General features: G+C 63.0%; 17 protein-coding genes. 11 read left to right on the top strand and 6 right to left on the bottom strand.

The genetic code is table 11. The annotated features are described in order from the left end of the window. Window positions 1-45 precede the first annotated feature (45 nt). Window positions 46-1,965, top strand: coding sequence for an ATP-binding cassette domain-containing protein (locus tag BV82_RS18510; RefSeq protein WP_036996410.1), 1,920 nt, complete (start codon window positions 46-48; stop codon window positions 1,963-1,965). 45 nt (window positions 1,966-2,010) lie between these two features. Here BV82_RS18510 and BV82_RS18505 read toward each other — a convergent pair whose 3' ends face one another. Continuing rightward, complete coding sequence (locus BV82_RS18505) at window positions 2,011-2,454, bottom strand: universal stress protein (protein WP_010226995.1); 444 nt, start codon at window positions 2,452-2,454, stop codon at window positions 2,011-2,013. A 109-nt stretch (window positions 2,455-2,563) separates the two neighbouring features. Here BV82_RS18505 and BV82_RS18500 point away from each other — a divergent pair, with 109 nt between their 5' ends. From BV82_RS18500 to BV82_RS18470, 7 genes are all read left to right on the top strand, one after another. Next, the gene (locus tag BV82_RS18500; protein ID WP_010226993.1) at window positions 2,564-3,001 is read left to right on the top strand and encodes a hypothetical protein; all 438 of its coding nucleotides are present in this window, start codon (window positions 2,564-2,566) and stop codon (window positions 2,999-3,001) included. Between the two features lie 483 nt (window positions 3,002-3,484). Next, window positions 3,485-5,632 carry a fatty acid oxidation complex subunit alpha FadB gene (gene fadB / locus BV82_RS18495; RefSeq protein ID WP_010226991.1) on the top strand — a complete coding sequence of 716 codons (2,148 nt, stop codon included), beginning with the start codon at window positions 3,485-3,487 and terminating at the stop codon, window positions 5,630-5,632. A gap of 31 nt (window positions 5,633-5,663) precedes the next feature. Continuing rightward, window positions 5,664-6,839, top strand: coding sequence for an acetyl-CoA C-acyltransferase FadA (gene fadA / locus BV82_RS18490; protein ID WP_010226989.1), 1,176 nt, complete (start codon window positions 5,664-5,666; stop codon window positions 6,837-6,839). Window positions 6,840-6,917: 78 nt separating this feature from the next. Beyond that, window positions 6,918-7,169: a DUF1653 domain-containing protein gene (locus BV82_RS18485; protein ID WP_010226982.1), complete on the top strand. Its 252-nt coding sequence runs from the start codon at window positions 6,918-6,920 to the stop codon at window positions 7,167-7,169. Window positions 7,170-7,269: 100 nt separating this feature from the next. After that, window positions 7,270-9,882 carry a type I DNA topoisomerase gene (gene topA, locus BV82_RS18480; protein WP_010226976.1) on the top strand — a complete coding sequence of 871 codons (2,613 nt, stop codon included), beginning with the start codon at window positions 7,270-7,272 and terminating at the stop codon, window positions 9,880-9,882. Window positions 9,883-10,076: 194 nt separating this feature from the next. Then, the gene (locus tag BV82_RS18475; protein WP_010226974.1) at window positions 10,077-10,598 is read left to right on the top strand and encodes a DUF6586 family protein; all 522 of its coding nucleotides are present in this window, start codon (window positions 10,077-10,079) and stop codon (window positions 10,596-10,598) included. Between the two features lie 50 nt (window positions 10,599-10,648). Beyond that, on the top strand, window positions 10,649-10,882 hold the full coding sequence (locus BV82_RS18470) for a hypothetical protein (RefSeq protein WP_010226971.1): 234 nt from the start codon (window positions 10,649-10,651) through the stop codon (window positions 10,880-10,882). Window positions 10,883-10,948: 66 nt separating this feature from the next. Here BV82_RS18470 and sulA read toward each other — a convergent pair whose 3' ends face one another. Together sulA and lexA are read right to left on the bottom strand one after the other, a co-directional pair. Continuing rightward, on the bottom strand, window positions 10,949-11,443 hold the full coding sequence (sulA, locus tag BV82_RS18465; protein ID WP_010226969.1) for an SOS-induced cell division inhibitor SulA: 495 nt from the start codon (window positions 11,441-11,443) through the stop codon (window positions 10,949-10,951). 10 nt (window positions 11,444-11,453) lie between these two features. Continuing rightward, a complete protein-coding gene (gene lexA, locus BV82_RS18460) occupies window positions 11,454-12,062 on the bottom strand; it encodes a transcriptional repressor LexA (protein WP_010226967.1) in 609 nt (202 codons plus the stop codon). Between the two features lie 209 nt (window positions 12,063-12,271). On the opposite strand from lexA, the gene BV82_RS18455 reads away from it, so the two are divergent. From BV82_RS18455 to nagZ, 3 genes are read left to right on the top strand one after another with little or no spacing between them, the layout of a single operon-like run. Continuing rightward, window positions 12,272-12,985, top strand: coding sequence for a TetR/AcrR family transcriptional regulator (locus BV82_RS18455; protein WP_010226965.1), 714 nt, complete (start codon window positions 12,272-12,274; stop codon window positions 12,983-12,985). A gap of 46 nt (window positions 12,986-13,031) precedes the next feature. Continuing rightward, the gene (locus BV82_RS18450) at window positions 13,032-13,556 is read left to right on the top strand and encodes a L,D-transpeptidase (protein WP_010226964.1); all 525 of its coding nucleotides are present in this window, start codon (window positions 13,032-13,034) and stop codon (window positions 13,554-13,556) included. A 22-nt stretch (window positions 13,557-13,578) separates the two neighbouring features. Further along, entirely contained in the window at window positions 13,579-14,577 is a 999-nt protein-coding gene (nagZ, locus tag BV82_RS18445; protein ID WP_174242332.1) for a beta-N-acetylhexosaminidase, read from the top strand. A gap of 81 nt (window positions 14,578-14,658) precedes the next feature. Here the strand turns inward: nagZ and BV82_RS18440 are convergent, their stop codons facing one another. Genes BV82_RS18440 through mfd form a run of 3 tightly spaced genes read right to left on the bottom strand, consistent with a single transcriptional unit; the run spans window position 14,659 to window position 21,005 of the window. Beyond that, the gene (locus BV82_RS18440; RefSeq protein ID WP_010226962.1) at window positions 14,659-16,977 is read right to left on the bottom strand and encodes a DEAD/DEAH box helicase; all 2,319 of its coding nucleotides are present in this window, start codon (window positions 16,975-16,977) and stop codon (window positions 14,659-14,661) included. Between the two features lie 4 nt (window positions 16,978-16,981). After that, window positions 16,982-17,545, bottom strand: coding sequence for a CsiV family protein (locus tag BV82_RS18435; protein WP_010226960.1), 564 nt, complete (start codon window positions 17,543-17,545; stop codon window positions 16,982-16,984). A gap of 10 nt (window positions 17,546-17,555) precedes the next feature. Next, window positions 17,556-21,005, bottom strand: a complete 3,450-nt coding sequence (mfd, locus tag BV82_RS18430; RefSeq protein ID WP_010226958.1) for a transcription-repair coupling factor — start codon at window positions 21,003-21,005, stop codon at window positions 17,556-17,558. Between the last annotated feature and the right edge of the window lie 142 nt (window positions 21,006-21,147).

The following is a 21,147-nucleotide window of genomic DNA, read 5'->3' as shown; positions in this document are numbered from 1 at the left end:
CGGCCCAAGTCGGGTAGAATGCGCGCCCGGTTTTTGGAGAAGATCATGACCCTGCTCAAATTAAGCGATGTGTCCCTTGCGTTCGGCGCCACGCCGTTGTTGGACAAGGTGTCCTGGCAGATCGCCCGTGGTGAGCGGGTGTGCATCATCGGCCGCAACGGCACAGGCAAGTCGAGCATGCTGCGCCTGGTCAAGGGCGATCAGAAGCCTGATGAAGGCGATGTCTGGCGTGCCCCGGGCCTGAAGATCGGCGAGCTGCCGCAAGAGTTGCCGGTGGCCGACGGCCGTACCGTGTTCGACGTGGTCGCCGAAGGCCTCGATGGCGTCGGCGCCTTGCTGGCTGAGTACCACCACCTGAGCCAGAACATCCACAGCGATGCCGACCTGGAAAAGCTCATGCACGTCCAGCACGACCTCGAGTCGCGCGATGGCTGGCGCCTGCAGCAACTGGTCGACAGCACCCTGAGCCGCCTGCAACTGCCGGCCGACAAGACCCTGGCCGAGCTCTCCGGTGGCTGGCGCCGCCGTGTGCTGCTGGCCCAGGCGCTGGTGTCCGAGCCCGACCTGCTGTTGCTCGACGAGCCGACCAACCACCTGGACATCGGTGCCATTGCCTGGCTTGAAGATGCCCTCAGCGGGTTCGGCGGTGCCGTGCTGTTCATCACCCACGACCGTTCCTTCCTGCAGAACCTGGCCACGCGCATCCTCGAACTGGATCGTGGCGGCCTGATCGACTGGAACGGCGACTACGCCAGCTTCCTGGTACACAAGGAAGCGGCACTGGCGGCCGAAGAAACCGCCAACGCGCTGTTCGACAAGAAGCTGGCCCAGGAAGAAGTGTGGATCCGCCAGGGTATCAAGGCCCGGCGTACCCGCAACGAAGGCCGTGTGCGCGCCCTCAAGGCGCTGCGCGTCGAGCGCAGCGAGCGTCGCGAGCGTCAGGGCAAGGCCAACATCCAGCTGGATGTCGCGGAGAAGTCCGGCAAGCAGGTGATGGTCCTGGAGAACGTCAGCTTCAACCATCCGGGTGGCCCGCAGCTGGTCAAGGACTTCTCCATGGTCCTGCAGCGCGAAGACCGTATCGGCCTGCTTGGCGCCAACGGTACCGGCAAGACCACCTTGCTCAAGCTGATGCTCGGTGATCTTGAGCCCACCAGCGGCAAGGTCGAGTCCGGCACCCGCCTGGAAGTGGCCTATTTCGACCAGCTGCGCCATCAGCTGGACCTGGAAAAGACCGTGATCGACAACCTCGCCGAAGGTCGCGACTTCATCGATATCGATGGCCAGAGCCGTCACGTGTTGAGCTACCTGGGCGACTTCCTGTTCAGCCCGCAGCGCGCCCGGACCCCGGTCAAGGCCCTGTCCGGTGGCGAGCGTGCGCGCCTGCTGCTGGCCAAGCTGTTCAGCAAGCCGGCCAACCTGCTGGTGCTCGACGAACCGACCAACGACCTCGACGTCGAGACCCTCGAGCTGCTCGAAGAAGTGCTGTCGGCGTTCAAGGGCACCGTGCTGATGGTCAGCCACGACCGGGCCTTCCTCGACAACGTGGTGACCAGCACCCTGGTGTTCGAAGGCGAGGGCAAGGTGCGCGAGTACGTCGGTGGTTACCAGGACTGGATCCGCCAGGGCGGTTCGCCGAAGTTGCTCGGGGTTACCGAGAGCAAGTCGGGCAAGTCCGAACTCAACACCGCTGTGGTCGAGAGCGTGGCGCCTGCGCCGGTAGCGGCGCCAGTGGCTGAAACGGCAAAGAAAAAGCTCAGCTACAAGCTGCAACGCGAGCTGGAAGCCTTGCCGGGCCAGATCGATGTGCTGGAGCAGAAGATGGCGGCGGTGCAGGAAGAGATTTCTGCCCCGGCTTTCTACCAGCGCCCGATCGAGCAGACCAGTGCGGTACTGGCGAGCCTGGAGAAGATGCAGGCCGAGCTGGATGTGCTGGTCGAGCGCTGGGCCGAACTCGACAGCTGAAGGGCAGGGCCCGGCGCATGAGCCTGCGCCGGGCCCACCCGGGTGTTACTCGGCTTTTTTCTGCAGGCGTACCGCGAGCACATCGCAGGGTGCGCCGTGCAGCACGTCGTTGGCGGTAGAACCCAGCAGCAGGGCCAGGCCGTGGCGGCCATGGCTGCCGACCACGATCAGGTCGCACTTCTGGTCCTTGGCCAGTTGGTGGATCTCCTGGCGCGGCTGGCCGTAGGTCAGGTGCGAATCACCGCGGTTGATGCCCGGGTACTTGTTGAACAGACGATCCATGCGCTCCTTGGCCTGGTCGAACTGTTGCTGTTGCAGCTGGGACAGGTCCATCGGCACGTCGCCGCCAAAGGCCATGGCCATGGGCTCGACGATATGTACCAGGGATACCTTGGTCTGTGTCGGCTCGGCCAGTGTCATGGCGCGCTTGATGACCGGATCGCATTCTTCGGTCAGGTCGACGGCAACCAGTATGTGTTCGTAGGGCATGAGAAGCTCTCCTGACAGTCGCGATAGGTAAAGTATGGTCGGTTTCAGGCTGATCGCTTCGAATCGCGGCTAACCAGCTCATTTGCAACGCTTTGTGGGAACAACTGATATGACGGTCTGGGTAGTGGTGTCAATCCTTGCGCTGATTCTCAGCCCTTTGGCCTGGCTGCGTCCTTCGCGCAAGCAAAGCGGCCAGATGGCCCTGCGCATGGAAGCCCGGCGCATGGGCCTGGCCATGCAACTGGCGCCCCAGGAGTGGCCGCACTGGCTGCCCAAGGAGCCGCCCAGCCCATGCGCACAGTACCTGCGGCCACGACGCCAGGGCCGTAGCGACAGCTGGTGCTACTGGCAGACCACCCCCGGCGTGTGGCTCAACCAGTGGCGCGAGCCTTGCGCCGATGCCGCGCATGCCGAGCAGTTGGCGCGCTTGCCGGAGAGTGTCTACAAAGTCGAGGCGGGCCCGCAGATGGTTGCCTTGTACTGGGGTGAGCGCGGTGAAACGGCTGTATTGCAGGATATTGCCGCAGTGCTCAACGCCCTGGCCTGATCGCTATCAATAAAAAGCCCGATGCACAGATCGGGCGGACAGGCCAGGCAGGCCGGTGTAATGTTTCAGTCCCTTGCAGTGTAGCCATCCAGCGGCAATTTGCTGCCTACTCCCTCTCTTGTTTCGCGTTGATCGATGATCAGCGCGTGTAAGCCATTGACCACTATCGCAGCGCTGAATGGCGTGCCATCAGCAGAGCGGCCGTTTGCCCCCTGTCAGCAGAAAATGACCGGAAAGTCGCGTTTTCACGGTGCTTTTGGGTATTTGACAACGGCGATCTTTTCGTTGAATGTGTGCATACCCAAATCAAACGGGCGTATGAATTGAGCGTTTGTATTGTCAGACGGCTCTTACAGAATCCCGACTATCGCGCTGGCGGGTGTGCCTGGAGCAAGGGTTCGGCAACAACGGCCAATGGCCGGCCGGATCTTTCACCAGCGATCGGCGTGTACAGTTCAGCTTCCATATCGTGGAGATCAGTTGATGATTTACGAAGGTAAAGCCATCACGGTTAAGGCTCTTGAAAGCGGCATCGTCGAACTGAAGTTCGACCTCAAGGGTGAGTCCGTCAACAAGTTCAACCGTCTTACCCTGAACGAATTGCGTCAGGCCGTAGACACCATCAAAGCCGACGCATCGATCAAAGGCGTGATTGTCAGCAGTGGCAAGGACGTATTCATCGTCGGCGCGGACATCACCGAGTTTGTCGATAACTTCAAGTTGCCCGAGGCCGAACTGGTCGCCGGCAACCTGGAAGCCAACCGGATTTTCAGCGATTTCGAAGACCTGGCCGTGCCGACCGTTGCCGCAATCAATGGCATCGCCCTGGGCGGCGGTCTGGAAATGTGCCTGGCTGCCGACTACCGCGTCATGGCCACCAGCGCCAAGATCGGCCTGCCGGAAGTCAAGCTGGGCATCTACCCGGGCTTCGGCGGTACCGTGCGCCTGCCGCGTATCATCGGTGCCGACAACGCCATCGAGTGGATTGCCGCCGGCAAGGAAAACCGTGCTGAAGACGCGCTGAAAGTCGGCGCCGTCGATGCCGTGGTAACCCCTGAGCTGTTGCAGGCTGCGGCCCTTGACCTGATCAAGCGCGCCATCAGCGGCGAGCTCGACCACAAGGCCAAGCGCCAGCCAAAACTGGAAAAACTCAAGCTCAACGCCATCGAGCAGATGATGTCGTTCGAAACCGCCAAGGGTTTCGTCGCCGGTCAAGCTGGCCCGAACTACCCGGCGCCGGTCGAAGCGATCAAGAGCATCCAGAAGGCCGCCAACTTCGGTCGTGACAAGGCCCTGGAAGTCGAAGCCGCAGGCTTCGTCAAACTGGCCAAGACCTCGGTTGCCGAGAGCCTGATCGGCCTGTTCCTCAACGACCAGGAACTCAAGCGCAAAGCCAAGGCCCACGACGAAATCGCGCGCGACGTGAAGCAGGCTGCCGTGCTCGGCGCCGGCATCATGGGGGGTGGCATCGCCTACCAGTCGGCGGTCAAGGGCACCCCGATCCTGATGAAGGACATCAACGAAAGCGCCATCCAGCTGGGCCTGAACGAAGCCTCCAAGCTGCTCGGCAAGCGCGTTGAAAAAGGCCGCCTGACCCCGGCGAAAATGGCCGAAGCGCTGAACGCGATTCGCCCGACCCTGTCCTACGGCGATTTTGGCAACGTCGACATCGTCGTCGAAGCCGTGGTCGAGAACCCGAAGGTCAAGCAAGCAGTGCTGGCTGAAGTGGAAGGCCAGGTCAAGGAAGACGCGATCCTGGCGTCCAACACCTCGACCATTTCCATCAACCTGCTGGCCAAGGCCCTCAAGCGTCCGGAAAACTTCGTCGGCATGCACTTCTTCAACCCGGTGCACATGATGCCGCTGGTTGAAGTCATCCGTGGCGAGAAGTCCAGCGAAGTGGCGGTTGCCACCACCGTGGCCTATGCCAAGAAGATGGGCAAGAACCCGATCGTGGTCAACGACTGCCCGGGCTTCCTGGTCAACCGCGTACTGTTCCCGTACTTCGGCGGTTTCGCCAAGCTGGTCAGCGCCGGTGTCGACTTCGTGCGCATCGACAAGATCATGGAAAAATTCGGCTGGCCAATGGGCCCGGCCTACCTGATGGACGTGGTCGGTATCGACACCGGCCATCACGGCCGTGACGTCATGGCCGAAGGCTTCCCGGACCGCATGAAGGACGACCGTCGTTCGGCCATCGACGTGCTCTACGAAGCCAAGCGCCTGGGCCAGAAGAACGGCAAGGGCTTCTACGCCTACGAGACCGACAAGCGCGGCAAGCCGAAGAAAGTCGCTGACGCGGCAGTCCTCGACGTGCTCAAGCCGATCGTTTACGAGCAACGTGAAGTCAGCGACGAAGACATCATCAACTGGATGATGATCCCGCTGTGCCTGGAAACCGTTCGCTGCCTGGAAGACGGTATCGTCGACACCGCCGCCGAAGCCGACATGGGCCTGGTCTACGGTATTGGTTTCCCTCCTTTCCGTGGCGGCGCGCTGCGTTACATCGACTCGATCGGTGTAGCCGAATTCGTTGCCCTGGCCGACAAATACGCCGATCTGGGTCCGCTGTATCACCCCACCGCGAAGCTGCGTGAAATGGCCAAGAACGGCCAGAGCTTCTTCGGTTAAGCGCCCAACGATATAGAGCGAGAGTGAATATATGAGCCTGAATCCAAGAGACGTGGTGATTGTCGACTTCGGTCGCACCCCGATGGGCCGCTCCAAGGGTGGCATGCATCGCAATACCCGCGCCGAAGACATGTCCGCGCACCTGATCAGCAAGCTGCTGGAGCGCAACGCCAAGGTCGATCCGAGCGAAGTCGAGGACGTCATCTGGGGCTGCGTCAACCAGACCCTGGAGCAGGGCTGGAACATCGCCCGCATGGCCTCCTTGATGACCCAGATCCCGCACACCGCTGCCGGCCAGACCGTCAGCCGCCTGTGCGGCTCGTCGATGAGCGCGCTGCACACCGCGGCGCAGGCGATCATGACCGGCAACGGTGATGTCTTCGTCGTCGGTGGTGTCGAGCACATGGGCCACGTCAGCATGATGCACGGTGTCGACCCCAACCCGCACATGTCGCTGTACGCCGCCAAGGCCTCGGGCATGATGGGCCTGACCGCCGAAATGCTTGGCAAGATGCACGGCATCAGCCGTGAGCAGCAGGACCTGTTCGGCCTGCGTTCGCACCAGCTCGCCCACAAGGCGACGGTCGAAGGCAAGTTCAAGGATGAAATCATCCCGATGCAGGGCTACGACGAGAACGGTTTCCTCAAGGTCTTCGACTACGACGAAACCATTCGCCCGGACACCACCCTGGAAAGCCTGGCGGCCCTCAAGCCTGCTTTCAACCCCAAAGGTGGTACCGTGACTGCCGGCACCTCGTCGCAGATCACCGACGGCGCCTCGTGCATGATCGTCATGTCGGCCCAGCGTGCCCAGGACCTCGGTATCCAGCCTCTGGCGGTGATCCGTTCCATGGCCGTGGCCGGTGTCGACCCGGCAATCATGGGCTACGGTCCGGTTCCGGCGACCCAGAAAGCCCTCAAGCGTGCGGGCTTGTCCATCGCCGATATCGACTTCTTCGAGCTCAACGAAGCCTTCGCCGCACAGGCCCTGCCAGTGCTGAAGGATCTGAAAGTGCTCGACAAGATGGATGAGAAGGTTAACCTGCACGGCGGCGCCATCGCCCTGGGCCATCCTTTCGGTTGCTCCGGTGCGCGGATTTCCGGCACTCTGCTCAACGTCATGAAGCAGAATGGCGGGACCCTCGGCGTTTCGACCATGTGCGTCGGCCTGGGCCAAGGCATCACCACCATCTTCGAACGCGTTTAAGCGTTCGGCGGGTGGAAACCGGGGCCTGGTGCCCCGGTTTTTGTTTTTGCAGGAATTTTTTTCAAGAGGGTGAGCAACATGCAGATACAACCAGGCGTATACCGGCATTACAAGGGGCCTGAGTATCGTGTGTTCGGCACCGCGCGCCATTCCGAAACCGAGGAGTGGGTGGTGTTCTACCAGGCGCTGTACGGTGAATTCGGCCTGTGGGTACGACCGCTTTCGATGTTCCTCGAGTCGGTCGAGGTTGACGGCGAGCAAGTGCCGCGCTTTGCTTTGGTCAAGGCTGAAACCGAGCTGTTTTCCCGGCCCGATGCCGAGGGTGGCTAGAGCCCCGCGCTTGACCTCACTCTGTTGCCACTATATATAGCGGTGCCGCGTCAGGTACCTGCCGTGTTTTTATTTTCAGTATTCAGGAATTTTCCGATCCATGGGCAAATCGCTGGTCATTGTGGAATCCCCGGCTAAGGCCAAGACCATCAACAAGTACCTGGGCAGCCAGTACGTGGTGAAGTCGAGTATCGGCCATATCCGAGACCTGCCCACCAGCGGTTCGGCCAGCGCCAGCAAGGAGCCTGCCGCCAAGCGCGGCAAGGCCGCCGCAGGCGAAGCGCCGGCCCTGTCGCCAAAAGAGAAGGCGCGCAAGCAGTTGGTCGCACGCATGGGCGTCGACCCTGACCACGGCTGGAAAGCCAAATACGAGATTCTCCCGGGCAAGGAGAAGGTCATCGACGAACTGCGTCGCCTGGCCAAAGATGCCGACACCATCTATCTCGCAACCGACTTGGATCGCGAGGGGGAAGCCATTGCCTGGCACCTGCGCGAAGCCATCGGTGGTGATGACAGCCGCTACAAGCGCGTGGTGTTCAACGAAATCACCAAGAAAGCCATCCAGGAAGCGTTCTCGCAGCCTGGCGAGCTAGATATCGACCGGGTCAACGCCCAGCAGGCGCGACGCTTCCTCGATCGCGTGGTGGGCTACATGGTTTCGCCACTGCTGTGGGCCAAGATCGCCCGCGGCCTGTCCGCCGGCCGCGTGCAGTCGGTGGCGGTGAAGCTGGTGGTCGAGCGTGAGCGCGAGATCCGTGCCTTCATCCCTGAAGAGTACTGGGAAGTGCACGCCGACCTGGGTACCGCCAAGGACGCCAAGGTGCGTTTCGAAGTGGCCCGCGAGAACGGCGAAGCCTTCAAGCCGCTCAACGAAGCCCAGGCCATGGCAGCGCTGGCGCAGCTCAAGTCCTCCAGCTACACCGTGGCCAAGCGTGAAGACCGCCCGACCAGCAGCAAGCCGTCGGCGCCGTTCATCACCTCGACCCTGCAGCAGGCCGCGAGCAACCGCCTGGGCTTCGGCGTGAAGAAAACCATGATGATGGCCCAGCGTCTGTACGAAGCCGGCTACATCACCTATATGCGTACCGACTCGACCAACCTCTCGGTCGATGCGGTGGAAATGGCTCGCAGCTACATCGAAAGCGAGTTCGGCAAGAAGTACCTGCCCGAAGCGCCGATCGTCTACGGCAGCAAAGAGGGTGCCCAGGAAGCGCACGAAGCGATTCGTCCATCCGACGTCAACACCCATCCGACCAAGCTCAGTGGCATGGAGCGCGATGCCGAGCGTCTGTACGAGCTGATCTGGCGCCAGTTCCTGGCCTGCCAGATGCCACCGGCGCAGTACCTGTCGACCACCGTCAGCGTCACCGCAGGCAACTTCGAGCTGCGCGCCAAGGGCCGTATCCTCAAGTTCGACGGTTACACCCGGGTATTGCCGCAACAGAGCAAGCCGGGCGATGACGATGTGCTGCCGGAAATGAACCAGGGCGAAGTGCTCAAGCTGATCCAGCTCGACCCGAGCCAGCACTTCACCAAGCCGCCGGCGCGTTACTCCGAAGCCAGCCTGGTCAAGGAGATGGAAAAGCGCGGTATCGGTCGTCCTTCGACTTATGCTGCGATCATCTCGACCATCCAGGATCGCGGTTACGTGACCCTGCACAACCGCCGCTTCTACTCCGAGAAGATGGGCGACATCGTCACCGAGCGCCTGTCCGAGAGCTTCTCCAACCTGATGGACTACGGCTTCACCGCCGGCATGGAAGAGAACCTCGATGACGTGGCCCAGGGCGAGCGCGACTGGAAGAACGTGCTGGACGAGTTCTACGGCGACTTCAGCAACAAGCTGAAGCTGGCCGAAGACGGCGAGAAGGGCATGCGTGCCAACCAGCCGACCCTGACCAACATTGCCTGCAAGGAATGTGGCCGGCCGATGATGATCCGCACCGCCTCCACCGGCGTGTTCCTCGGCTGCTCGGGCTACAGCCTGCCGCCCAAAGAGCGTTGCAAGGCCACCGTCAACCTGGTCCCGGGCGATGAAATCGCCGCCGACGACGAGGGTGAATCGGAATCGCGCGTGCTGCTCAACAAGCACCGCTGCCCGATCTGCTCGACGGCCATGGATGCTTACCTGCTCGATGAGAAGCGCAAGCTGCACATCTGCGGTAACAACCCCGATTGCACCGGCTACGAGATCGAAGAAGGCAACTACCGCATCAAGGGCTACGAAGGGCCGAGCCTTGAGTGCGACAAGTGCGGTAGCGAGATGCAGCTCAAGACTGGCCGTTTCGGCAAGTTCTTCGGTTGCACCAACGCCGAATGCAAGAACACCCGCAAGCTGCTCAAGAGTGGCGAGGCGGCGCCGCCGAAGATGGATGCGGTGAAGATGCCGGAGCTCAAGTGCGAGAAGGTCAACGATACCTACGTGCTGCGTGACGGTGCTTCGGGGCTGTTCCTGGCTGCCAGCCAGTTCCCGAAAAACCGCGAGACCCGTGCACCCCTGGTGATCGAGATCATCCCGCACAAGGATGAGATCGATCCGAAGTATCACTTCCTCTGCGAGGCGCCGAAGAAGGACCCGGACGGTCGCCCGGCGGTCATCCGCTACAGCCGCAAGACCAAGGAGCAGTACGTGCAGACCGAGGTCGACGGCAAGCCGACCGGCTGGCGTGCGTTCTATGACGGCAATGCCTGGAAGGTCGAAGACAAGCGCTGATTGAGCTTGGGGCCGCTGTTCGCGGCCCATCGCCGGCAAGGCCGGCTCCCACAGGGAGTGCAATCGCCGCCGACTCTGTGGGAGCCGGCCTTGCCGGCGATCGACCGCAAAGCGGTCGCCATCTAGACTTGCAGTAGGGCAGGGCAATCCGTGACACTCACAGACCGCCTTGCAGCCTTTCGGAGGGCACCCAGATGGCCCAGGAACTCTACACCCGCACCAACCAGAAGATTTACTTCGCAGGCCTGGCCCTCGAAGCCCTTGGCAAGGCGCAGGAAAGCCGGGCCATGAATGCCCAGGCGCTGATCCAGGCCGAGCGTGAGTCGGCGCTGTTTCACCTGTACGGCGCGCTGCTGGGCTTGTGTCACGAGATTGCCGGGTTTTATCGTTTGCCCCAGGCCGGCGCACCCCGTGCCGAGCTGTTGCTGACCCGCGAAGTGCTCGAGGCTGTGGCCATCCCAGAGATGGCCGAACTGGTTGAGCTGGCCGAACAGCGCGAAACCTGGCTGGCGCAATTGCTAAGTGCTTATGCCGATTTGTTCCGACCGCCGGTCGCGAAAAAAGCGCCAAAAACCGACGTTACCCAGCCGCTGATCCAGGCACTAAGCCTCGATGAACCCGAGGCGCCAGCGCTGTCGCGCGAAGAGCTGGAAAGCTGGCGGCAGAACCTCAAGGGGCTTACGGTTCGTTTTCGTGAAGGTTTGAGTGAGTGCTGATTGGGGCGGTGGCTGGTACAATGCCGGCCTTTCGCGGAGAACAGCCCCTTATGCCAACGTCCTTTCTAGAAATTGTCGAGTTGCCTGATGGCCGGATCGAGCTGCGCCGTGCCGAGGACGAGGGTTCGTTGGTAACCCTGGATTTCTCCGAGGACGCCAAAGCCTTTTTGCAAGGTCAGCACGTGGAAGTGGCCAAGGCCATGCTCAGTGTTGGCGTGCAGATGGCCGGCAAGCTGGTAGAAGGCGAGATCGAACGCGACGAAGGGCCACGGGTCCTGCACTGATCGCCTGCATGGCTTCCTCGTCCTGAGGAAGCCTGGCGAAATCAATGGTTGAAACAGACCTGAATATCAGCCGAGGCGGATGTTCAGGCTTTGTGCGTCTCCAGCGCGAGCCGCATTGCTCAGTTGCTGGCGGGCGCTGCTGCTGACGGTGTTGAGCCAGCTGACCACGGTGTGGCTGCGGCCCAGGCGCAGGGCATCGCAGGCCAGTTGCAAGGCACTCTGGTTGCCGCGCGGTTGCAACAGCAGGATGCGCTCGCGGTTCAGCCCGGCCTCGCGCAGCCAGGCCTGGGTCAGGCTGGCAGGTGGGGCGATCAGGGTCAGCCAGCGGGCGTCATGTTCTTCGCTCAACTCGCTCAGTTCACGCAGCATCGGGGCCAACAGGCTCTGGCAGCTACCCAGTGCGCCACGCAAAGACAGCTCGCTGAAAACCTGGGCCGCGCCGGGGTGGGGCGCTGGCTTGGCGCTTTTCAGTCCGGGCAGCACCGGCTGGGCCAGGAATGCTTCGAACAGTGGCAATTGTGCTTGCAGCGGTACGTTCTGTGACGCAGGGGGGAACTGCATGATGCCTCCTTTACCGGCGTATGACGCCGACGCTCAAGCCCTCGATCACCAGCTCCTGGTCTTTCAGGTTGACTTCGATTGGGGCGAATTCGGGGTTCTCGGCAATCAGCCAGACTTTGCTGCCTTCGCGCTTGAAGCGTTTGACCGTGACTTCGTCACCCAGGCGAGCAACGACGATCTGGCCGTTGCGAGCTTCGCGGCAGGTGTGCACGGCCAGCAGGTCGCCGTCGACGATGCCGACATCCTTCATGCTCATGCCGTGAACGCGCAACAGGTAGTCGGCGCGGGGATGGAAGAACGCCGGGTTGATGTTGCAGGATTCTTCGATGTGTTGCTGGGCGAGGATCGGCGCACCGGCCGCCACCCGGCCAATGATCGGCAGGCCGCTGTCGTCGGGCTTGGCTTCAAAGCCGGGGATGCGGATGCCCCGTGACGCCCCCGGGGTCATTTCGATCGCACCCTTGCGGGCCAGGGCCTTGAGGTGCTCCTCGGCGGCGTTGGGCGATTTGAAACCCAGCTCCTGGGCGATCTCTGCGCGGGTGGGCGGAAAGCCGTTGTCTTCCAGGCAGCGTTTGATAAAAGCCAGAATCTCAGCTTGGCGTGGCGTCAGTTTTAGCATGTCGATCGCTCTGTCTTTTTATACAGTGACTGGAATTATATACAGTAGGTGGCAAGCTGCAAGCGCCACGCGCCAAGAAAAGGCGGATAGGCGCTCTCGCAGCTATGGTTTAATACGTGACCGCATGGCCGCAAAGCGGCTGCGCGGACTTGACAAATCACCGCTTTGAAACGTATGTTTCAAACAAGTGTTTGTCAGGCGGAGTAGTCATGGCCCAGTCGGAAACCGTAGAACGCATTCTCGATGCTGCCGAGCAGTTGTTCGCGGAAAAAGGTTTTGCCGAAACCTCATTGCGGCTGATCACCAGCAAGGCCGGCGTCAACCTGGCGGCGGTGAACTACCACTTTGGTTCGAAGAAGGCCCTGATCCAGGCGGTGTTCTCGCGCTTCCTGGGGCCGTTCTGCGCAAGCCTTGAGCGCGAGCTGGAGCGCCGCCAGGCCCGCCCTGAGCAAAAGCCGAGCCTTGAAGAGCTGCTGGAGATGCTGGTCGAGCAGGCGCTGGTGGTGCAGCCACGCAGCGGCAATGACCTGTCGATCTTCATGCGCCTGCTGGGCCTGGCCTTCAGCCAGAGCCAGGGCCACCTGCGCCGTTACCTTGAAGACATGTACGGCAAGGTGTTTCGCCGCTACATGCTGCTGGTCAACGAAGCCGCGCCGCGCATTCCGCCAATCGAGCTGTTCTGGCGCGTGCACTTCATGCTCGGCGCCGCGGCGTTCAGCATGTCCGGGATCAAGGCCCTGCGCGCCATCGCCGAAACCGATTTCGGCATCAATACCTCGATCGAGCAGGTCATGCGCCTGATGGTGCCGTTCCTGGCCGCCGGCATGCGCGCCGACAGCGGTGTCACTGACGAAGCCATGGCTGCCGCGCAGTTGCGCCCACGCAGCAAGTCCGGCAGCACCCCGGTCGCCGCCAAGGCCTGATGCCACGGCTGGGCGCGGCGAGCCGCATCGGCTAAGCTAGCGCCCCATGGCCAGTCTCGATTTTCTGCATATCTCCCTTGCTGATCAATGCCTCTATGGGTTCGCCCAGGGGCAGTTGCGCCTGCGCCTTGACGTCTCCACCGCGCGCAACGGCGCCGGTGAGCTCAAGGGCTCGGGTTGCACGCCGCGGGGTCGCCACCAGGTGCGCGCCAAGATCGGTGCCGGCTTGCCGCAAGGCGCGGTGCTGAGGGGGCGGCGCTGGACCGGCGAAATCTGGTCGCCGGCACTGCACGAACACTTTCCCGGTCGTGACTGGATCCTCACGCGCATACTCTGGCTCAGCGGTTGCGAGCCGGGCGTCAATCGCTTGGGGCCGGTCGACACCTTCCACCGTTATATCTACCTGCATGGCACCCCCGATAGCGAACCTATGGGTGTGCCGTTGTCCCATGGTTGCGTGCGCTTGCGCAACGCCGACCTGCTGAACCTGTTCGACCAGGTGCCGGTGCATTGCCCGGTGCAGATCGACGAAGCCGCGTGCCCCCAATGGGCCCACATCCGCGTCAACTGAAGGATCAATTATGAGTGCCAGCCTGCAAGGCTCCCTGATGGTCGACATCGCCGGTACCTGGCTGACCGCCGAGGACCGCCAGCTTTTGCGCCAGCCCGAAGTGGCCGGCCTGATCATCTTTGCCCGCAACATCGAAAGCCCGCGCCAGGTGCGTGAGCTGTGCGCCTCGATTCGCGCCATTCGCCCCGAGTTGATCCTGGCGGTGGATCAGGAAGGCGGTCGGGTGCAGCGGTTGCGCCAGGGCTTTGTGCGCCTGCCGGCGATGCGCGCGATTGCCGATAACGACAACGCCGAATACCTGGCCGAGCAATGCGGTTGGCTGATGGCCACTGAAGTGCTGGCGGTCGGTCTGGACCTGAGCTTTGCGCCGGTGCTGGACCTCGATCACCAGCGCAGCGCTGTGGTCGGCAGCCGCGCCTTCGAAGGTGATCCGCAACGCGCCACGCTGCTGGCCGGTGCTTTTATTCGTGGCATGAACGCTGCGGGCATGGCCGCTTGTGGCAAGCACTTCCCGGGTCATGGCTGGGCCGAGGCCGATTCCCATGTGGCGATTCCCACCGACGAGCGCAGCCTGGCGCAGATCCGCGCGGCCGACCTGGTGCCGTTCACTCGTTTGAGCGGGCAGTTGGCGGCAGTGATGCCGGCCCACGTGATCTATCCGCAGGTGGACAACCAGCCGGCTGGTTTCTCCCGGCGCTGGTTGCAGGAGATTCTGCGCGGCGAGCTGGGCTTCAATGGGGTGATCTTCAGTGATGACCTGTCCATGGCCGGTGCCCATGTGGTCGGTGATGCCGCCAGCCGTATCGAGGCGGCCCTGAGCGCCGGTTGTGACATGGGCCTGGTGTGCAATGATCGCGCAGCCGCCGAGCTGGCCCTGACTGCCGCCCAGCGCCTGAAAGTCAAGCCGTCGCCGCGGATTGCGCAGATGCGCGGGCGGGGCTTTGCCCGTACCGACTATCGTCAACAGCCGCGCTGGCTGGAGGCGCTTGGAGCGCTCAAGGAAGCGCAGCTGGTTGATTGATTGCAGGGCTGCGTTGCAGCCCATCGCTGGCAAGCCAGCTCCCACAGGCTCCGTGTGGGAGCTGGCTTGCCAGCGATGAGTTCACCGCGCACTAGAGCCTTGCCGCTTCCCAGGCAACGGCGCAAATAACGCATCGATATCCTCCGCCGCCAAACGCCAGTCCCCCGCCTGCCGCCCATCCAGCACGCCCGCTGCCAGCGCCGATTTCTCCTGCTGCAACTGCTGGATCTTCTCTTCCACCGTGCCCCGGGTAATCAGCTTGTAGACGAACACCGGTTTTTCCTGGCCGATTCGATAAGCGCGGTCGGTGGCCTGGTTTTCTGCCGCCGGGTTCCACCACGGGTCGTAGTGGATCACGGTGTCCGCCGCGGTCAGGTTCAGGCCGACACCGCCGGCCTTGAGGCTGATCAGGAAGATCTGCAATTGCCCGCTCTGGAAGTCGTGCACCGGTGCCCGGCGGTCACGGGTTTCGCCAGTCAGCAGGGCATAGGCGATACCGCGGTGCTGCAGTTCGGCCTCGATCAGCCGCAGCATGCTGGTGAACTGCGAGAACAACAGGACACGTCGACCTTCGGCCAGCAGTTCTTCGAGCATTTCCATCAGGCTGGTGAGTTTGCCGGAGTGGGCGCCGCGCGCGGTCGAGGCTTGGCTGTTGATCAGGCGCAAATCGCAGCAGACCTGGCGCAGCTTCAACAGCGCTTCGAGGATAATGATCTGGCTGCGCGCCACGCCCTTGCGGGTGATCTCCGCGCGTACTTTCTGGTCCATCGCCAGGCGCATGGTTTCGTACACGTCACGCTGCGCATCGCTGAGCTCGACCCAGTGAATCATCTCGGTTTTGGCCGGTAGCTCGGTGGCCACTTGCTCCTTGGTGCGGCGCAGCAAAAAAGGTTTGATCCGTGCATTGAGGTGTTGCAGGCGTTCATCGTTGCCCTGGCGCTCGATCGGCACCCGATAGTCGCGGTTGAACGCTTTGGCGTCGCCCAGCCAGCCCGGCAGCAGGAAGTGAAACAGCGACCACAGCTCACCCAGGTGGTTTTCCAGCGGGGTGCCGCTCAGGCACAGGCGCTGGCGGGCTTCGAGCTGGCGCGCCGCCTGGGCCGCCTTGCTGCCCGGGGTCTTGATGTACTGCGCCTCATCGAGGATCAGTACATGCAGCTTCAGGCCCTTGAAGTGCGACAGGTCCTTGGGCAGCAGGGCATAGGTGGTCAACAGCAGGTCGTAGTCCTGCAGGCTGCCGAAATGCTTGCGCCGGCCGATGCCTTGCAGGGCCAGCACGCGCAAGCCCGGGGCGAAGCGTTCGGCTTCGTCCTGCCAGTTGGGGATCAGGCTGGTGGGCATCACCACCATGGCCGGGCGGGTCAGGCGTCCGGCATTTTTTTCGCTGAGCAGGTGAGCGAGGGTTTGCAGGGTTTTGCCCAGGCCCATGTCGTCAGCGAGGATGCCGCCGACCTCCAGCTCACGCAGGGCCTGCATCCAGCTCAGGCCTTCGAGCTGATAGGTGCGCAGGGTAGCGTTCAGGCCTTCAGGCGTTTGCGCCGGTTGCAGGCGGATATCGCGCAGGCGCTCGGCCAGGCTGCGCACCTGCTCACCGCCTTGCCAGCTCAACGGCAGCTCTTCCAGGGCATTGAGGCGCGTGGCGTCCAGCGTCGGCAGGCGCACGCTGGTTTCGCCGGGTTCACGCAGGTAAAAGTCGCCCAGGGTTGCCAATACCGGCTTGAGGCGACCGTAGGGCAGGGCCACTTGCAGGTTGCGCCGTACTTCACCCACAGGCGCGGGAATCTGTACCAGCAATTGTTCGTCGTCCCGGCGCTTGTGCAACTGCGCAGGGTTGAGCAGTTCCGGGTGGCTGCGCAGCACGTTGAGCAGAATCGGCAGCAGGCTCAGGCGCTGGCCATTGACTTCGATACCCAGTTCCAGGTCGAACCAGTCCCGGCCGCTGGCTTCGTCGATCTGTGCGTACCAGTTGTCGACCTCGGCAAGATTGAAGGCGAAGTCGTCGGTGTACTCGATCTCCCAGCCTTGTTCGCGCAGGGTCGGCAGGTCATTGAGCATGAAGCGTAGCCAGGCTGCTTCGGAGGCCAGCTCAAGCAGGTCGCCGGCGCTCTCCGGCAGGGCTTTGCTCTGCCGGGTGGCGATCTTGAAGCCCAGGCGCTGGAGCGTCTGGCGGATTTGGCTTTCGGCCTCGGCGTGGCGCTGCAGGCGTTGGCTGCCAGTACTCTCCAGGCGGCTGACGTCCTTGACTTGCCTGCCGCTGGCGCGAATGCCGTCATAGTTGAACGACAGCGCCGCCCGGTGCTGGTGCTGGCGCTGCATCCTGCCGGTTTGCGGCACGTAGGCGCTGAACTCGTGGCTGCCCAGAATCAGGTGAGGCGTGGGGGCAATACCATCGTTAGGCATCGGGTTACTGCTCCATCATCTCCGCAGGCGCAGTGGGAGCGCTGGCTGGCCGGTTGGCCGTGACCTTGAGCAGCAGGGCCAGGTGGCCGCCGTCGAGGAAGGTCAGTTCTCCATTCTTGATGGTGCTGTTGCTCTGCTTGAGCGGTTCGCTCAAGGTCACGCTGCCGTTGCCGTCGAACTGGTTGACCCAGAAACTGGCATCAACGGCGATGAAGCGTTCTTCCTTGACGGTCAGGTTGCCCTCGATGGGGAACTGGCCGAAGTGTTCTTCGCCGTCGCTGATCGCCACTGTGCCGGCATCTTGTTTCCAGGCTTTGTGCAGCAGCACGGTGTACTGGTTCGGGTCGGCGGCAAGCTTGGCCGCCTCGTCGGTGAGCGCTGGTTGGCGCAGGTCACCCTCGGCGACGATCTGGGCGCCATTGCGCCAGTCTTCCGGGGCCGACTTGCTGGTAATCGCCGGCACGGCGTTCTGCCGTACCAGGATCATTTCGACCTGATAGGCGCCATTGGCAAATGCCGTCGGGGCAATCAGTGCCAGCAGCAGGGTCAGGCTACGCGTCGCACGCATGGATCTTCCTTCACGCAGATTGTGGGGTCAGGCGCTCGAACAGCGCCTCAAGGTTGTTGAAGCGTTCTTCCGGGCGCTCCATCGGCACCAGGAACTTGAACTGGGTGGCGCCTTCGAACTTGTAGCGTTTGGGCTGGCCCTGGATCAGCTTGATCAGTACCAGCGGATCGACCGGGGTCTGGGCTTCGAATTCGATCTTGCCGCCGTTGGGGCCGGCGTCGACCTTCTTGATGCCGAGTTTTTCTGCCTGCAGCTTGAGCAGGGTCAGGCGCACCAGGTTCTTGGTCGGTTCCGGCAGCAGGCCGAAGCGGTCGATCATCTCTACCTGCAGGTCTTTCAGGCCGTCTTCGTCCACCGCCGAGGCGATGCGCTTGTAGAGGATCAGCCGCGCATGCACATCCGGCAGGTAGTCCTCGGGAATCAGTGCCGGCAAGCGCAGGTTGATTTCCGGGCCGCCGCCCAACGGCTGGTCGAGGTTTGGCTGGGTGCCCTTGCGGATGGCCTTGACCGCGCGTTCGAGCATTTCCATGTACAAGGTAAAACCGACCGCCTGGATCTGCCCGCTCTGGCCTTCGCCGAGCAGCTCGCCGGCGCCGCGGATCTCCAGGTCATTGGTGGCCAGGACAAAGCCAGCCCCCAGGTCCTGGGTGTTGGCGATGGCTTCCAGGCGCTTTTCGGCGTCCGGGGTGATTTGCTGGCGCGGCGGGGTGAGCAGGTAGGCATAGGCCTGGTGGTGACTGCGCCCGACCCGGCCGCGCAACTGGTGCAACTGCGCCAGGCCGAACTTGTCGGCACGCTCGATGATGATGGTGTTGGCGCTCGGCACGTCGATGCCGGTCTCGATGATGGTCGAGGCGATCAGCACGTTGAAGCGCTTGTGATAGAAGTCGCTCATCACCTGTTCGAGTTCGCGCTCGCGCATCTGCCCGTGGCCGATGCCGATGCGTGCTTCCGGTACCAGTTCGGCAAGGTCGGCGGCGCATTTTTCGATGCTCTTCACATCGTTGTGCAAGTAGTAAACCTGGCCGCCGCGCAGCAGTTCACGCAGCAGCGCCTCCTTGACCGTGCTCTTGTTCTGCTCCATGACGAAGGTGCGCACCGACAGCCGGCGCGCCGGCGGCGTGGCGATGATCGATAGGTCGCGCATGCCGGCCACGGCCATGTTCAGGGTGCGCGGGATCGGCGTGGCGGTCAGGGTGAGGATGTCCACCTCGCTGCGCAGGGCCTTGAGCTGCTCCTTCTGGCGCACGCCGAAACGGTGCTCTTCGTCGATGATCACCAGGCCCAGGTCCTTGATCTTGACGTCGTCCTGCAGCAGCTTGTGGGTGCCGATGACAATGTCGATCTTGCCTTCGGCCAGGTCCGCCACCGCTGCGGCGACTTCCTTGGGCGACTTGAAGCGGCTCATCACCTCGACCGTTACCGGCCAGTCGGCGAAGCGGTCGCGAAAACTGTTGTAGTGCTGCTGGGCGAGCAGGGTGGTCGGCACCAGGATTGCCACCTGGCGGCCGCCGTGCACGGCAATGAAGGCTGCGCGCATGGCCACTTCGGTCTTGCCGAAGCCGACATCGCCGCACACCAGGCGGTCCATCGGCTTGGCCGCGAGCATGTCCTCGCGCACCGCTTCGATGGCGCTTTGCTGGTCCGGGGTCTCTTCGAAGGGGAAGCCGGCGCTGAAGGTGGCGTAATCCACCGACGGGTCGGCGAAGGCATAACCTTTGCGCGCGGCGCGGCGGGCATAGATGTCGAGCAGTTCGGCAGCGACATCACGTACCTGTTCGGCGGCCTTGCGCTTGGCTTTTTGCCAGGCTTCGGAGCCGAGCCGGTGCAGCGGCGCCAGGGCGTCGTCGCTGCCGGTATAGCGGGCGATCAGGTGCAGGTTGGCCACCGGCACGTAGAGCTTGGCGCCCTCGGCGTATTCGAGGGTGAGGAACTCGGCGGCCTGGTTGTCGATTTCCAGGGTCGCCAGGCCCAGGTAGCGGCCGACCCCGTGATCGATATGCACCACCGGCGCGCCTTCACGCAGCTCGGTGAGGTTCTTGATGACGGCATCGTTATTGGCGTCGCTGCGCTTGTCGCGGCGACGGCGCTGCATTACCCGTTGACCGAACAGCGGGCTCTCGGCGACCAGGGCGATGGCCGGGTCATCCAGCAGCAGGCCTTCGTCCAGCGGTGCGATGGTGATCGCCAGGCGCTCCTTGCCGGCAACGAAGGCACTCCAGCTGTCGACGGTTTGCGGGCGCAGCTTCAGGCGCTCAAGCAGCTCCAGCAGCACTTCGCGACGGCCCGCCGACTCGGCGGTGAACAGCACGCGGCCAGAGAACTGCTCAAGAAAGCCCGATAGCGCTGCCAACGGCTGGTTGGCCTTGGCTTCGATGGCAAGGTTGGGCAGGACCTGGGCCGGGAAGCGCTCGCGGCCGACGCCGCTGTCGACGTCGTCCTGGCTGACCACCACGCGCGGCCAGCTCTTGAGCCGGGCGAAACAGTCCTCAACCGGCAGGAACAGTTCGGCGGGCGGCAGCAACGGTCGCGCCGGGTCGATGCGGCGTTCCTCGTAGCGGTTGCGCACATCGCTCCAGAAGTGCTCGGCGGCCTGTTCGACGCCCGGCAGGGAGAACACCTGGGTGTCCTGGGGCAGGTAGTCGAACAAGGTCGAGGTGTCTTCGAAGAACAGCGGCAGGTAGTACTCGATACCGGCCGGGGTGATGCCGCTGGAGAGGTCCTGGAAGATCGGGCTGCGGCGGAAGTCGACGTCGAAGCGCTCGCGAAAGCGTGCCTTGAAGCGCGTCACCGCCTCTTTTTGCAGCGGGAACTCGCGGGCCGGCAGCAGCCGCACCGAGTCGACCTTGTCGATCGAGCGCTGGGTTTCCGGGTCGAAGGTACGCAGGGTCTCGATTTCGTCATCGAACAGGTCGATGCGGTACGGCAGCTTGCTGCCCATCGGGAACAGGTCGATCAGCGCGCCGCGTACGGCGAACTCGCCGTGCTCGTACACGGTATCGACGCAGCGGTAACCGCTGGCTTCAAGGCGCGTGCGCATCTGCTCGACATCAAGCTTCTGGCCGATGTCCAGCACCAGGCTGCTGCCGAGTAGAAAGCGCGTCGGTGCCAGGCGGTGCAGGGCCGTGGTGATCGGCACCACGAGAATGCCGTGATCGAGCTCCGGCAGCCGGTACAGGCTGGAAATGCGCTGGGAGATGATGTCCTGGTGCGGCGAGAACAGGTCGTAGGGCAGGGTTTCCCAGTCGGGGAAGGGCAGTACCGGCAGCTCGGGCGCAAAAAAACGCAGTTCCTGCTCGAGGCGGTCAGCGCTCTGGCTGTCGGCGGTCAGCAGCAGGGTGAAGCGTTTGGCGGCGCTGGCCGCTTCGGCAATCGCCAGGCTCAGGGCGGCGCCCGGCAGGTTGCCCCAGGTTTGTTTGCCGGCAGTGGCCGGCAGGTGCGGTAGACGCAGAACAGGCACGGGAGGTCGAGCTCCAAGCGTTGCGACAAAGACGCCAATTGTACCGGGCGCAGGCCCGCGCTGTCAGGTTTGTGCAGGCTAAAAGCATGTAGTGGATTGTCGGCGACAGGCGCTCATTGCCCGATGGGCTGCGGGGCGTCAT

Source organism: Pseudomonas donghuensis (assembly GCF_000696345.2).
GTDB lineage: Bacteria > Pseudomonadota > Gammaproteobacteria > Pseudomonadales > Pseudomonadaceae > Aquipseudomonas > Aquipseudomonas donghuensis.
Note: the sequence above shows the minus strand (reverse complement) of the source record. Positions and strands in the feature narration are given on the sequence as shown.

Bases quoted from the DNA above. Each gene is read 5' to 3' on its own strand.
- BV82_RS18440 (WP_010226962.1), bottom strand. From the start codon at position 16,977: ATGCCTAACGATGGTATTGCCCCCACGCCTCACCTGATTCTGGGCAGC.
- fadA (WP_010226989.1), top strand. From the start codon at position 5,664: ATGAGCCTGAATCCAAGAGACGTGGTGATTGTCGACTTCGGTCGCACC.
- BV82_RS18475 (WP_010226974.1), top strand. From the start codon at position 10,077: ATGGCCCAGGAACTCTACACCCGCACCAACCAGAAGATTTACTTCGCA.
- topA (WP_010226976.1), top strand. From the start codon at position 7,270: ATGGGCAAATCGCTGGTCATTGTGGAATCCCCGGCTAAGGCCAAGACC.
- BV82_RS18450 (WP_010226964.1), top strand. From the start codon at position 13,032: ATGGCCAGTCTCGATTTTCTGCATATCTCCCTTGCTGATCAATGCCTC.
- BV82_RS18510 (WP_036996410.1), top strand. From the start codon at position 46: ATGACCCTGCTCAAATTAAGCGATGTGTCCCTTGCGTTCGGCGCCACG.
- lexA (WP_010226967.1), bottom strand. From the start codon at position 12,062: ATGCTAAAACTGACGCCACGCCAAGCTGAGATTCTGGCTTTTATCAAA.
- BV82_RS18435 (WP_010226960.1), bottom strand. From the start codon at position 17,545: ATGCGTGCGACGCGTAGCCTGACCCTGCTGCTGGCACTGATTGCCCCG.
- fadB (WP_010226991.1), top strand. From the start codon at position 3,485: ATGATTTACGAAGGTAAAGCCATCACGGTTAAGGCTCTTGAAAGCGGC.
- BV82_RS18455 (WP_010226965.1), top strand. From the start codon at position 12,272: ATGGCCCAGTCGGAAACCGTAGAACGCATTCTCGATGCTGCCGAGCAG.
- BV82_RS18500 (WP_010226993.1), top strand. From the start codon at position 2,564: ATGACGGTCTGGGTAGTGGTGTCAATCCTTGCGCTGATTCTCAGCCCT.
- BV82_RS18505 (WP_010226995.1), bottom strand. From the start codon at position 2,454: ATGCCCTACGAACACATACTGGTTGCCGTCGACCTGACCGAAGAATGC.
- BV82_RS18470 (WP_010226971.1), top strand. From the start codon at position 10,649: ATGCCAACGTCCTTTCTAGAAATTGTCGAGTTGCCTGATGGCCGGATC.
- BV82_RS18485 (WP_010226982.1), top strand. From the start codon at position 6,918: ATGCAGATACAACCAGGCGTATACCGGCATTACAAGGGGCCTGAGTAT.
- sulA (WP_010226969.1), bottom strand. From the start codon at position 11,443: ATGCAGTTCCCCCCTGCGTCACAGAACGTACCGCTGCAAGCACAATTG.